This window comes from Pseudomonas sp. NPDC088368 (genome assembly GCF_044753445.1).
Classification (GTDB): Bacteria; Pseudomonadota; Gammaproteobacteria; order Pseudomonadales; family Pseudomonadaceae; genus Aquipseudomonas; species Aquipseudomonas bambusae.
On record NZ_JBIVNG010000018.1, the window covers coordinates 1 to 13,283 of the forward strand.

Genomic DNA, 13,283 nt, shown 5'->3' on the forward strand with positions numbered 1-13,283 from the left:
GCAAGCTCCCTTCATCCGCTCGACTTGCATGTGTTAGGCCTGCCGCCAGCGTTCAATCTGAGCCATGATCAAACTCTTCAGTTCAATACTGCAATCGGGTTTTGAGAAAACCCTATAAACTTGGCTCAGCAATCGTTGGTTAAACCATGATTTCTCGTGGAGTAACTTGCGATGCTGATAATCAGTTGACTTCAGTCTTACAGCACAAGCACCCACACGAATTGCTTGATTCAATTGTTAAAGAGCGGTTGGTTAAGAGTTTTTCGTCTCAACCGAGGCGCGCATTCTACAGCAGCGTCTCAATCTGTCAAGCGGTTATTTTCAGAAGTTTTCAAAGTTTCCTTATCAACTTCAACCACTTGCGCTTCGTTCGACTTGGCGTCTCATGTCAGCGGGAGGCGAATTCTACAGCGTTACAACCTGCTGTCAACCACCTTTTTCACCGCTGTCGATTCAAACACCAGAACCGAAGCACTTCCTCGCCATCCTGAACCTGTAACCCGTTGATCTTCAAGGAGTTTTCGGTTACAACTGCGCCGGAAGTGGGGCGAATTATAGACACATCCAGAGGGGCGTCAACACTTAATTTCAAATTTATGTCAGAAAACCAAAACATGAACAAAATCAGCGAGTTCCTTCTGTTTATATAGGGCAGCACTCCTGCCACCCTATATAGAAGAGTCGCTAAAGCACGCCAGCCTCACGCAAGGCCATAACTGTCTCGCCCGACAGCCCCAATAGATGGGTCAGAACCTCCGACGTATGTTCCCCCAACAACGGTGGCGCTCGGCGATACTCCACCGGCGTACCCGACAACCGAATAGGGCTGGCCACCTGAGGTACCGTTCCGCCCAATGCATGGGGCAGCTCAATTCTCAAACCTCGCGCCTGGACCTGCGGGTCGGCAAACACCTGAGCCACATCATTGATCGGTCCACACGGAACACCCGCCCCTTCAAGCGCAGCCACCCACTCAGCCGTAGTCTTGAAGACCGTCGCCTGGCGAATCAGCGGAATCAGCTCAGTCCGATGCGCCACACGCTGCTTGTTGGTAGCGAACCGCGGATCGTCTGCCCATTGCGCCTGACCGGCAACTTCCGCGAACTTACGGAACTGACTGTCGTTTCCTACGGTAAGAATGAAGTCGCCATCGGCAGTGGGAAAATCCTGGTACGGCACGATGTTCGGATGCGCATTGCCCAGACGGCGAGGCGGTGCGCCCGTTGTCAGGTAATTCATGGCCTGATTCGCCAAACACGCGACTTGAACATCCAGCAGCGCCATGTCGATATGCTGGCCAATGCCGCTCTGATCCCGATGGGCGAGGGTGGCCAGAATGGCTGACGTCGAATACAGCCCAGTCAAAATGTCAGTCAGAGCGACCCCGACCTTCACAGGCCCAGCACCGTCTTCGCCCTCAGGTCGACCGGTCAGGCTCATCAGTCCACCGAGCCCCTGGATCATGAAGTCATAGCCCGCGCGCTTTGCATAAGGCCCGGTCTGCCCGAACCCCGTGATCGAGCAATAAATAAGCCGCGGGTTCTCGACTTGCAGCGACGCGTAGTCCAAGCCATACGCCTTGAGCCCACCGACCTTGAAATTCTCAATGACGATGTCTGACTTTGCCGCCAGCTCACGCACCAGCTTCTGACCTTCCGGACGTGTGAAGTCGATCGTGACGGACTGCTTGTTCCGATTGGCCGACAGGTAATAGGCAGCCTCGGACGTGTTCTCGCCCCTTGGGTCCTTCAGAAAAGGAGGCCCCCAAGCGCGAGTGTCGTCGCCATTGCCCGGGCGCTCGATCTTGATCACGTCGGCACCCAGATCTGCGAGTATCTGGCCCGCCCACGGACCAGCCAAAACGCGAGACAGGTCCAGCACCCGCAAATGCGATAGCGCGCCCATGACTGGCTCCTTAATAGAACGCCTGAATGCCAGTTTGCGCACGCCCAAGAATCAGCGCATGCACGTCGTGCGTTCCTTCATAGGTGTTCACGACTTCCAGGTTCACCAGATGACGGGCAATACCGAACTCGTCAGAGATCCCATTGCCGCCAAGCATGTCCCGAGCCATGCGTGCGATGTCCAGCGACTTGCCGCACGAGTTACGCTTCATGATCGACGTGATTTCCACCGCCGCAGTGCCTTCGTCCTTCATACGTCCCAAACGCAAGCAGCCTTGCAGGGCGAGCGTGATTTCAGTCTGCATGTCGGCGAGTTTTTTCTGGATCAGCTGATTGGCTGCCAGAGGACGCCCGAACTGTTGACGATCCAGCGTGTACTGGCGAGCGGTGTGCCAGCAGAACTCAGCCGCGCCCAATGCGCCCCAAGAGATGCCATAACGCGCAGAGTTCAGGCAGGTGAACGGGCCTTTCAGACCTCGCACATCCGGGAAAATGTTTTCTTCAGGGACGAACACGTTATCCATGACGATTTCACCCGTGATGGAGGCGCGCAAACCGACCTTCCCGTGGATAGCCGGAGCGCTCAGGCCTTGCCAGCCTTTTTCGAGCACGAAGCCACGGATGTCACCGGCATCGTCTTTGCCCCAAACCACAAACACGTCAGCAATCGGGCTGTTGGTGATCCACATCTTGCTGCCGGTCAGACGATAGCCGCCGTCGACCTTGCGAGCACGGGTGATCATCGCACCTGGATCGGAACCGTGGTTCGGCTCGGTCAGGCCGAAGCAACCAATCCATTCGCCGGAGGCCAGCTTGGGCAGATATTTCTGTTTTTGTGCTTCGGTGCCGAATTCATTAATCGGCACCATCACCAGCGACGACTGCACACTCATCATCGAGCGATAGCCGGAATCGACGCGCTCAACTTCGCGAGCAATCAGGCCGTAGCAGACGTAGTTCAGGCCACTGCCACCGTATTGCTCAGGAATAGTCGCGCCCAACAGGCCGACCTCGCCCATTTCGCGAAAGATCGCAGGGTCGGTTTGCTCATGACGAAACGCTTCAAGGACGCGGGGGGCGAGTTTGTCTTGGGCGAACTGCTCGGCGCTGTCGCGAACCATGCGCTCTTCTTCAGTGAGCTGCTGGTCCAGCAACAGGGGATCAATCCAGTTGAAGCTTGCCTTACCGCCCATGACGTTCTCCTCGCTCAATGATGCTCCCGGACATTGCCGGGAAAAGTCGTGGGTTGATGCTAGGCGCGGATTGGCCCATGGGCAAACGACGATTTCGCATAGTGTTGTGCTAATTTCTCATTCCGAGAATGTGCAAAGCGCCATATTGCAAGCCAATGAGTGAGGTTCAGGTACATGCGCCGCAAAATCCCCAGCACCGCCGCACTGGTCAGCTTCGAGGCGGCAGCGCGTCACGAAAGCTTTACCAAGGCTGCGGATGAGCTTTCGCTCACGCAAAGCGCGATTTGCCGACAGATTGGCGGCCTCGAAGAATTCTTGAATGTGGAGCTGTTCCGACGCTCACGAAGGGGCGTGAAGCTGACAGAAGCAGGCCTTTCCTACAGCCGCCGTGTCGCCACTCAACTCGATGCAGTTGAACGGGACACGCTCTCCGTCATGGGCCATCAAGGCGCGAACGTGATTGAACTGGCCGTGGTTCCGACCTTCGGAACTCAATGGTTGCTGCCTCGCCTCAAGGATTTTCAGCAACAGAACCCTGACGTCACGATCAATCTGACCAACCGGACGCGGCCGTTCCTGTTCGCGGACACCGACTTTGACGCCGCCATCTATTTCGGCGATGCCGACTGGTCCGGTACGGAATCTCATCGCTTGATGAGCGAAAACCCCATGCCGGTTTGTAGTCCTGCTTTGCTGGGCAACAAACCCCGACTCAGCGCGCGTGAATTATCGGAAATGCCGTTGCTGCAGCAGACCACGAGGCCTTACGCATGGCGACAGTGGTTCGGCTCGATGGACATGAATGTGGCCCGCGACATGACAGGCGCGCGATACGAGCTATTCTCCATGCTCGCTCAAGCGGCTATGCATGACATGGGAGTCGCGCTGATTCCACCTTTTCTGATCCAGCGAGAACTGGCCGAAAAGCGACTGGTGATTGCCAACCCGCATGCGCTGTCGAGCGTAAAAGCCTATTACTTGATGATTCCGGAGCGGAAAGTCGAATCCGCATCTTTGAAAGCCTTTCGGGACTGGCTGGTGCATCAGGCTGAAACCTACGCTCTGCCTTGATTTGCGCCTGATTCTATTCAAATGCTGACTTTGTAGTTAGTAAATTTAAAGCGCTACAGATATCTCGTAATGTCGCATTTAAGAAACACCTCTGTTCTTTATACAAAACACGCTGAAGGCTGCGATGTGCGCGGCTTACAGCCTGATTACCCCTCACTTTCATCAGGGGCTTTAAAAAAAGTCAAAATGTCACCTGTATCGCTACAGGCCTTTAAACATATGGCCTGTGGCGTTTTATTGCGTCAAACGGTCACAGGGTGACTTGTAGTTAAGTACCCGTCGCGTTACAGAATTCCTTGAAGCCCCCGAATTCCGCCTGCAAAATGCCGCGCCCCCGTCTTGTCTAGCGGGGACGTGGTGATCGCTGCCCCAGACGCGCCATCCGCAGCGCGCTGGCCTATTTTCAAAGATAAAAAGATCACGCAGGAGATTTGACGTGCACATTGGAGTCCCTCTAGAAACCCAGTCCGGTGAAACTCGGGTTGCTGCAACTCCGGAAACCATCAAGAAGCTCATTGGCCAGGGTCATAAGGTCACCGTCCAGTCAGGCGCCGGCATTACCGCCAGTGTCACGGACAGTGCCTATGAAGTGGCAGGTGCTTCGATTGGCAGCGTTGGCGACGCCTTTGGCGCCGAGCTGATCCTCAAGGTCGTCGCGCCCAGCGACAGCGAGCTGGCTCTGATCAAGAGCGGGACCGTTGTCATCGGGATGCTCAACCCCTTCAACAACGAGATCATCGCCAAGATGGCCGAGCGCGGGATTACCGCCTTTGCCCTTGAAGCAGCACCGCGCACCTCGCGCGCGCAAAGTCTCGATGTGCTGTCCTCGCAAGCCAACATCGCCGGATACAAATCGGTGCTGCTGGCCGCGCATCACTACCCGCGCTTCATGCCGATGCTGATGACCGCTGCCGGTACGGTTAAGGCTGCCCGCGTGTTGATCCTCGGTGCAGGCGTTGCCGGTCTGCAGGCCATCGCCACCGCCAAACGCCTGGGCGCAGTGATCGAGGCCTCTGACGTCCGCCCTGCGGTGAAGGAGCAGATCGAGTCCCTCGGCGCCAAGTTCGTCGACGTGCCTTATGAGACTGATGAAGAGCGCGAAGCGGCGGTCGGTGTGGGCGGTTATGCGCGTCCGATGCCAGCCAGTTGGATGCAGCGCCAGGCCGTGGCCGTTCACGAGCGTGCCAAGCAGGCGGACATCGTGATCACCACCGCACTGATTCCGGGTCGCAAGGCACCGGTGCTGTTGAGCGCAGAAACGGTCTCGCAGATGAAACCAGGCTCGGTGGTCATTGACCTCGCGGCGGCCCAGGGCGGCAACTGCCCGCTGACTGTGGCTGACCAAGTGGTGATCGAGCACGGCGTGACCATCGTCGGCCACACCAACCTGCCTGCGATGGTGGCGGCTGACGCGTCCGCTCTTTATGCACGTAACCTGCTGGATTTCCTGAAGCTGGTCTTCACCAAGGAAGGCCAGTTCGAGATCAACCTCGAAGACGACATCGTCGCCGCGTGCCTGATGTGCCGCGACGGCCAGATTGTCCGCAAGAACGGCTGAGGATAAAAATAATGGAAGACATGCTGATCTCTCACGGCGTCTACAACCTGATCATCTTCGTGCTGGCGATCTACGTCGGCTACCACGTGGTCTGGAACGTCACCCCTGCGCTGCACACCCCACTGATGGCTGTTACCAACGCCATTTCGGCGATCGTCATCGTGGGCGCCATGCTGGCCGCTGCGTTGACCGTCACCCCACTGGGCAAAACCATGGGCACCCTGGCGGTCGCGCTGGCAGCCGTCAACGTGTTCGGTGGCTTTCTGGTCACCCGCCGCATGCTTGAAATGTTCAAGAAAAAGGCTGCTCCTAATAAGAGCCCAGCCAAAACTGAGGTGCCGAAGCAATGAGCATGAACCTCGTCACCCTGTTGTACCTCGTTTCAGCGATCTGCTTTATTCAGGCCCTTAAAGGACTGTCGCACCCGACCACGTCGCGTCGCGGCAACCTGTTCGGCATGCTCGGCATGGGACTGGCGGTGCTGACCACCATCGGCCTGGTGTTCAAACTGGCAGCGCTGTCCACCGATGGCGCCAGCGCGGGCATCGGTTACATCATCGTGGGCTTGCTGGTCGGCGGCACCGCCGGTTCGATCATGGCCAAGCGCGTTGAAATGACCAAGATGCCGGAGCTGGTGGCCTTCATGCACAGCATGATCGGTCTGGCGGCGGTGTTCATTGCCATCGCGGCCGTCGTGGAGCCTCAATCCCTGGGCATCGTTGCGCACCTGGGCGAGTCGATCCCGGCCGGTAACCGTCTGGAACTGTTCCTCGGTGCCGCCATCGGCGCGATCACTTTCTCCGGTTCGGTCATTGCCTTCGGCAAGCTGTCAGGCAAGTACAAGTTCCGCCTGTTCCAGGGCGCGCCTGTGCAGTTCGCCGGTCAGCACAAGCTGAACCTGATTCTGGGTCTGGCCACCTTGTTCTTCGGCCTGACGTTCATGTTCACCGGCAGCCTGTTCGCCTTCAGCGTCATGCTGATCCTGGCGTTCGTCATTGGCGTGCTGCTGATCATCCCGATTGGCGGCGCGGACATGCCTGTGGTCGTGTCGATGCTCAACAGCTACTCGGGCTGGGCAGCAGCCGGTATCGGGTTCTCGCTGAACAACTCGATGCTGATCATCGCAGGCTCACTGGTGGGCTCAAGCGGTGCGATTCTGTCCTACATCATGTGCAAGGCCATGAACCGCTCGTTCTTCAACGTGATCGGCGGCGGCTTCGGCGGCGCGGCAGACGCAGGTGCAGCCGACGGCGCGAAAGAAGCCCGTCCAGTGAAATCCGGTTCGGCTGATGATGCGACCTTCCTGCTGACCAACGCAGACACCGTGATCATCGTTCCAGGCTACGGTTTGGCAGTGGCACGTGCCCAGCACGCCCTGAAAGAGCTGACCGAGAAACTGACCCACGCTGGCGTGACCGTGAAGTATGCAATCCATCCGGTGGCCGGCCGGATGCCGGGCCACATGAACGTCCTGCTCGCCGAGGCTGAAGTGCCTTACGACCAAGTGTTCGAGATGGAAGACATCAACTCTGAGTTCGGTCAGGCCGACGTGGTGCTGGTGCTTGGCGCCAACGACGTGGTCAACCCGGCAGCGAAGAACGATCCCAAGTCGCCGATTGCGGGCATGCCGATTCTGGAAGCCTTCAAGGCCAAAACCATCATCGTCAACAAGCGCTCGATGGCCAGCGGTTATGCCGGTCTGGACAACGAACTGTTCTACCTCGACAAAACCATGATGGTGTTCGGTGACGCGAAGAAGGTCATCGAAGACATGGTGAAAGCCGTCGAATAAGGCTCTGGCCCGCGGCTGAACGAACCCTCGACGCGTCTATCGGTCGAGGGTTTTTTACATCTTCTGTAACAGTGTTTTACGCTGAGAGCCGCCGTTTAGAGCCTCCAATACGACCTAAGTCATGGGACGCGCCATACCCAACTCTCTAGACTTTGCTGCTCGCATCCTTGTCTTGAGATAAGAACACCATGCACCGTGAACGTATTCGCCTGCCGTCTTTGATGAGTAAGGTAATGAGCGCGGCCGACGCCGCTTCCCTGATCAAAGACGGCATGACCGTCGGCATGAGCGGCTTTACCCGCGCCGGCGAAGCCAAGGCTGTACCCAAGGCGCTGGCTGAGCGCGCGAAGGTGTCGCCACTGAAGATCAGCCTGATGACCGGCGCCAGCCTGGGCAACGATCTCGACAAGCAGCTGACCGAAGCGGGCGTGCTGTCCCGCCGCATGCCGTTTCAGGTCGACAGCACCTTGCGCAAGGCGATCAATGATGGCTCGGTGATGTTCATCGACCAGCACCTCTCCGACACGGTCGAGCAACTGCGCAATCGCCAGATCAAGCCGGTGGACATTGCTGTCATCGAATGCGTGGCGATCACCGAAGAAGGTCATCTGGTGCTGAGCTCGTCCGTGGGCAACTCGGCCAGCTTCGCAATCCTCGCCGAGCAAGTGATCATTGAGATCAACATCGCACAGCCTCTGGCGCTCGAAGGCTTGCACGACATCTATATACCGACTTACCGCCCGACACGCCTGCCGATTCCGGTGCTCAAGGCTGACAGCCGAATTGGCAGCCACGCCGTGAAAATCGACCCGGCTAAGATCGTAGGCATCGTGTTCAGTGATCAGGCTGACTCACCTTCAACTGTACTGCCTGCTGACGAAGAAACTCAGGCCATCGCTGGGCATTTGGTGGAGTTCTTCAAGAACGAAGTGCGCCAGAACCGTCTGACCAATCAATTGATGCCGCTGCAAGCGGGCGTCGGCACCATCGCCAACGCGGTGATGACCGGGCTTATCGACTCGCCGTTCCGCGGCATGGCGATGTATTCGGAGGTATTGCAGGATTCCACATTCGATCTGTTCGAAGCCGGGAAGCTGGATTTCGCTTCGGGCTGCTCAATGACCCTGTCCGAACGCAAGCACAATGTGGTCTACGACAACCTTGAGCAGTACAGACCGAAACTGTTATTGCGCCCTCAGGAAATCTCCAACCACCCCGAGGTCGTTCGGCGCCTCGGGATCATCGGCATCAACACTGCGCTGGAGTTCGACCTGTACGGCAACGTGAACTCCACGCACGTTGGCGGCACACGGATGATGAACGGGATCGGTGGCTCCGGCGACTTTGCCCGCAACGCGCATTTGGCGATCTTCGTTACCAAGTCGATCGCCAAGGGCGGTGCGATTTCCAGCGTGGTGCCGATGGTCAGCCACGTCGATCACACCGAACACGACGTGGACATCCTGGTCACCGAACAAGGACTCGCCGACCTGCGTGGTCTGGCCCCTCGCGAGCGTGCTCGCGTGATCATCGATAACTGCGTGCACCCCGCATACCGCGAGGCGTTGAACGACTATTTCCGCCGTGCTTGCGCAATGGGTGGACACACCCCTCACGTGCTGCGCGATGCACTCAGTTGGCACCTCAACCTCGAAGAAACCGGCCGCATGCTGGCGGTGTGAGAAAACAGTTTGGGATTGGCGACGACCTTTCGTCGCCGCTTCCGACTGGCTGAACGCATTTCTAGCAAAAACTGTACTGCTGTACCGGTTGATTTTAGGGTCGAAAACGCAGATTTCACCATTTCGACGCACAAAATGCTCCATTTCGGTGCTTACCGGTACAGTTGCCCCATATATGAACAAAACAGTGCCCCTCCACAGTTAACTGGAGCAGCACAATACAAGTGAACTGTGTCTGGAGAGAGCAGGGCAACGAGAGGAAGATGGGCACCAATCAAGTCACTATCTAATCCCGCCACAAGCGGAAGGAAGAAGCACCATGGAACGCACCGTAAGTTCCGAACTGTTCTACGAAGAAACCGCAAAATCCGCTCAAGGCTCCCTGCCGCTGCGTATGTTCGCCAACCTGATGCTCTGGCAGCGCCGTCTGTCCAGCCGCCACCAGTTGGCACGTCTGGATGCTCGTCTGCTGGCTGACGCCGGTATCAGCGAATCCCAGCGTTACGAAGAGCTGAGCAAGCCGTTCTGGCGCTAAGTTAGCGTCTGCTGGTCCCAGGCTACGAGCCTCTCACCAGCAACCCGAATTGTTCAAACGAAACCCGTCGCAGGTGACTGCTGACGGGTTTCGTCGTTTCTGGGTCCTGATATCCGGGAAAGGGCCGCGTTAGCTTTTCGACCTGCCAGCAATAGTCTTTCGGATGATGCCGCCGTAGAGAAGCTTTGCTGCCAAGGACGAAAAATCGCCAACAGGTACAGTTTTTAAAATTCAGATTAGTACAGGTACAGTGCCGTAGCCGTGCGGCCTCCAGCGGCGCGGAAGGACTACTCTTTGCGAGCTGGCAATTAGCCGTTCTGGTTCTCCCGGTCCCGCATACGCTAGTCTTGCACCACTTTCCGTACCCATCGCTGTCAGCCGTTCCGCTCATTCGCCGATGTGGTTTTAGATTTTCCCTTCCTTGGAGTTCAAATATGTCACGTCTTCGCCTGCTGAGCGCTGCAGCCCTTTTGATTGCAGCCACTGGCGCTCAGGCGTCCAGCTTCGTGGTCACTACCGATACCCTCGTGCGTGCACTGGACGCTTCGTCCAACGCCACGTCGAAAATTTCGTCGTCTTTCCATGACGACAAAATCGTTTTGGCCGCACGTGACGATGCCGCCAGCTTCGTGGCAAGTAATGGCGATATTCGCGGCGTGCATCTGGAAGGCGCGTTTCAACACATTCGCGAAGTCAGCCCCGGCCTGAACGCCACTGACGCACAACTGGCTCAAGCCATTCTGGCGATCTGATTCAGCCCCGCGACAACTTTCATACCGCTAGCCCCGACACCTTCACTGGCTCTGGCCGGGGCATTTGCGCTAGCCTTGCGACTCGTTTTGCCAATACCGAAGACTCATGCGTTCATTGTCTCGCCTGTTGTTTGCAGCGACTGTCAGCCTGATGGGTAGCACCCAGGCTCACGCGTTCGACACAACCACACAAAGCTTGATCAAAAGCGGGTACGCCACCAGCCAGGTGACGACCGGGCCTTTCGAGAACAAACTGATACTTGCCGCCCAGGATGATGCAGCAGCGTTCATTGCCACTGATGGCCAACTGCGAGGAGCACAACTGGAGTCGGCATTGATATACCTCCGTCAAACCTCTCCAAAACTTCATGCAAGCGACCTTGAACTGGCGCAAGCAATCCTCGTCCAATAGTCACTTTTTGCATCCCCGAATTTTTGGAGACGTTCCATGCGTACCCCGCTGATTGCCGCTGCCCTTGGTTTGCTGCTGCTGACCGATATGGCACAGGCTCAAACCCTCAAGGCCACCAGTAACATTGTTGTCCGCGCCTTGGGTCGCAGTGTCGATTTCACTTCCGACACCACATCCTCCGTTCGCAACTGGAAACTGATCGTCGAAGCTCAAGACGACGCCGCCAGCTACGTCGCCAGCAACGGCAACATCCATGGCGCTCGTCTGGACGCTGCGTTTGTTACGTTGCGCGAGCGTCTGCCTGAAGCCCGCACTGCCTCCGATCAGGACCTCGCCGAAGCCATCCTCGCACTGTGAGGCGTCTGGCCGCCTGGCTGCTGGCTTCGGCGCTTTCGCTGATCTGCACAAGCGCCTTCGCCGATCTGAGCCTGTCGCTGCATACCGACGGGCTTGATGCCGCGCAACAGAAAGCCAGCCAGACGCTGCTCGACGAAGCCATGGCGCACCTGCCGCCAATGTTCATCAGCAAGCTGGACCGCAAGGTCGAAGTCCACTGGACGGATGACATGCCGTCCAATGCCTATGGCCGCGCTGACGGGCCTTACAGACTCGATCTGAATCAACACCTGCTAGCGGGGCTGACTGACGGCACTGCTGCCACCACCCGGACCAATCGCCCACACGGCACCGTGCGCGAAGAAATGCTGGCGACTGTGCTACACGAGCTCACCCACATTTATGACCATGCCCAATTGTGGTCACCGGAAGAGCGCAAGCTGATCATCGCCTGCACCCGCCAAGCCAACAGCATGGGCAAAGTCGGCCTGCGCGACAGTTGTCGCGGCCAGACGGATCGGCATTTCACCTTCAGCGACGACCCGCGCCTGCTGGACCTCGCAGGCTGGCCGCAATATGTGGGCCGGCGAGGGGAGCGCGAAGAGCGCAACGGCCAGGTCGCACGCAGCCCGGACATCTACGAAATCAGCAGCCCGCTGGAATTCGTTGCAGTGAACATGGAGTACTTCCTGCTCGACCCCGCGTATGCCTGCCGTCGGCCTTCGCTGTATGACTACTACAAGAAGCTGTTCAACTGGGCGCCTGCGTCCAAGGACGAATGCCCGACGTCTTACCCTTACCTCAACGCAGGCAACGACTTCGCCCGCGAGCCACTCGGCAAACTCGATCCCGAACGCGTGTACGAGGTCGACTACCTGCTCGCCGAAGCCAACCAGAATCTGGTGAGTCGCTGGGGCCACAGCATGTTGCGGCTGGTGATCTGCAAACCGGGTCGCCCCCGTGGGCCGGATTGCCGACTGGATCTGGATCAGCATCTGGTGCTGTCGTACCGCGCGTTCGTTAATGACCTGCAGCTGTCCAGCTGGAGCGGCCTGACCGGGGCGTATCCATCGCGTCTGTTCGTGCTGCCGCTGGGGCAGGTCATCGATGAGTACACCAAGACCGAACTGCGCAGCCTGGCGTCGGTGCCGCTGAAACTGTCCCGGGAGCAAATCAACGGGTTGGTGCAGCACGCTGCCGAAATGCACTGGGCCTACGACGGCAACTATTGGTTCATCTCCAACAACTGCGCGGTGGAAAACCTCAAGTTGCTGCGCAGCGGGACTGACGATCCAAGACTCGTCGGGTTGGACAGCATTCTGCCTAACGGCTTGCTGGAGGTGCTGAAGGGCAGGGGATTAGCCGACACCAGCGTGCTGGACGATCCGAAGAAAGCCTTGCGGATGGGCTACCGATTCGACTCCTATCGCGACCGTTATCAAGCGATGTTCGACGTGCTGCGCAAGACCACCGACGTGAAGGAAACAACGGTGGAAGACTGGCTAGGCTTGCCCGCGAAAGAACGCCAGCCGTATTTCGCCAAGGCGGATTTACGCACCAGCGCGGCGATGTTACTGCTGGAACAGGCGAGCATGCGTCGGCAGTTGCTGCTCGCGCAGGACGAGGTGAAGCAGCGTTACCTCAGCGCGGTGGAACAGAAGGACAAAGGCGTCTCCAAGGCGACTGGCACATTGCAGGACATTCTCGCGAACAGCGGCTTCCTCAGTCGCCCGGCTGAATTGCTCGGCAGCGGCGGTTATGGCCTGCCGCAAGAAGGCGAATGGGGACGGCTGGAAGCGGAAAGCACCCAGCGTCAGCAGCAGTTGCAACGGCTGACGGGTGATCTGGACAAAGAGGTGAGGGCGCTACTGGAGCCAGACCGCGCGGCCGAAATTGCAGCGACCGAGGAAAACCTCAAGCAGGTCGGCGAGCACCTGCGGGCGCTGCACAAAGCGGCGGGTGGGTTGGAGTTGCCTTAACGGTCAGGCTGCAGCAAGCCTTGTGATTCCGGCCGCGGGCCATGGGAGCAACTGACTGAAACAACCGAG

General features: G+C 58.0%; 12 protein-coding genes and 1 rRNA gene. 10 read left to right on the plus strand and 3 right to left on the minus strand.

Annotated features, from left to right (window positions below; all coding sequences use genetic code 11):
* The 3 genes from ACIQAL_RS29595 to ACIQAL_RS29605 form a co-directional block, all read right to left on the minus strand.
* A 16S ribosomal RNA gene (locus ACIQAL_RS29595) occupies positions 1–84 on the minus strand; the annotation flags it as partial.
* Between the two features lie 600 nt (positions 85–684).
* The gene (locus ACIQAL_RS29600) at positions 685–1,905 is read right to left on the minus strand and encodes a CaiB/BaiF CoA transferase family protein (RefSeq protein WP_401151826.1); all 1,221 of its coding nucleotides are present in this window, start codon (positions 1,903–1,905) and stop codon (positions 685–687) included.
* A gap of 10 nt (positions 1,906–1,915) precedes the next feature.
* Positions 1,916–3,097: an acyl-CoA dehydrogenase gene (locus ACIQAL_RS29605; protein WP_341961209.1), complete on the minus strand. Its 1,182-nt coding sequence runs from the start codon at positions 3,095–3,097 to the stop codon at positions 1,916–1,918.
* A gap of 174 nt (positions 3,098–3,271) precedes the next feature.
* On the opposite strand from ACIQAL_RS29605, the gene ACIQAL_RS29610 reads away from it, so the two are divergent.
* From ACIQAL_RS29610 to ACIQAL_RS29655, 10 genes are all read left to right on the plus strand, one after another.
* The gene (locus tag ACIQAL_RS29610; RefSeq protein ID WP_166593828.1) at positions 3,272–4,168 is read left to right on the plus strand and encodes a LysR family transcriptional regulator; all 897 of its coding nucleotides are present in this window, start codon (positions 3,272–3,274) and stop codon (positions 4,166–4,168) included.
* A 436-nt stretch (positions 4,169–4,604) separates the two neighbouring features.
* Positions 4,605–5,726, plus strand: a complete 1,122-nt coding sequence (locus ACIQAL_RS29615; protein ID WP_401151830.1) for a Re/Si-specific NAD(P)(+) transhydrogenase subunit alpha — start codon at positions 4,605–4,607, stop codon at positions 5,724–5,726.
* Between the two features lie 11 nt (positions 5,727–5,737).
* Positions 5,738–6,076, plus strand: coding sequence for an NAD(P) transhydrogenase subunit alpha (locus tag ACIQAL_RS29620; protein WP_166593830.1), 339 nt, complete (start codon positions 5,738–5,740; stop codon positions 6,074–6,076).
* Positions 6,073–7,518: an NAD(P)(+) transhydrogenase (Re/Si-specific) subunit beta gene (locus tag ACIQAL_RS29625; protein WP_401151834.1), complete on the plus strand. Its 1,446-nt coding sequence runs from the start codon at positions 6,073–6,075 to the stop codon at positions 7,516–7,518. Before ACIQAL_RS29620 ends, ACIQAL_RS29625 begins: the two co-directional genes overlap by 4 nt.
* A gap of 188 nt (positions 7,519–7,706) precedes the next feature.
* Entirely contained in the window at positions 7,707–9,200 is a 1,494-nt protein-coding gene (locus ACIQAL_RS29630; RefSeq protein WP_401151836.1) for an acetyl-CoA hydrolase/transferase family protein, read from the plus strand.
* Between the two features lie 319 nt (positions 9,201–9,519).
* On the plus strand, positions 9,520–9,735 hold the full coding sequence (locus tag ACIQAL_RS29635) for a DUF1127 domain-containing protein (RefSeq protein ID WP_166593833.1): 216 nt from the start codon (positions 9,520–9,522) through the stop codon (positions 9,733–9,735).
* A gap of 434 nt (positions 9,736–10,169) precedes the next feature.
* Complete coding sequence (locus ACIQAL_RS29640; protein ID WP_166593834.1) at positions 10,170–10,487, plus strand: DUF2388 domain-containing protein; 318 nt, start codon at positions 10,170–10,172, stop codon at positions 10,485–10,487.
* Between the two features lie 106 nt (positions 10,488–10,593).
* The gene (locus tag ACIQAL_RS29645) at positions 10,594–10,899 is read left to right on the plus strand and encodes a DUF2388 domain-containing protein (RefSeq protein ID WP_166593835.1); all 306 of its coding nucleotides are present in this window, start codon (positions 10,594–10,596) and stop codon (positions 10,897–10,899) included.
* A gap of 36 nt (positions 10,900–10,935) precedes the next feature.
* The gene (locus ACIQAL_RS29650; RefSeq protein WP_401151840.1) at positions 10,936–11,256 is read left to right on the plus strand and encodes a DUF2388 domain-containing protein; all 321 of its coding nucleotides are present in this window, start codon (positions 10,936–10,938) and stop codon (positions 11,254–11,256) included.
* Positions 11,253–13,214, plus strand: a complete 1,962-nt coding sequence (locus ACIQAL_RS29655; protein WP_401151843.1) for a DUF4105 domain-containing protein — start codon at positions 11,253–11,255, stop codon at positions 13,212–13,214. Before ACIQAL_RS29650 ends, ACIQAL_RS29655 begins: the two co-directional genes overlap by 4 nt.
* The last annotated feature ends 69 nt before the right edge of the window (positions 13,215–13,283 follow it).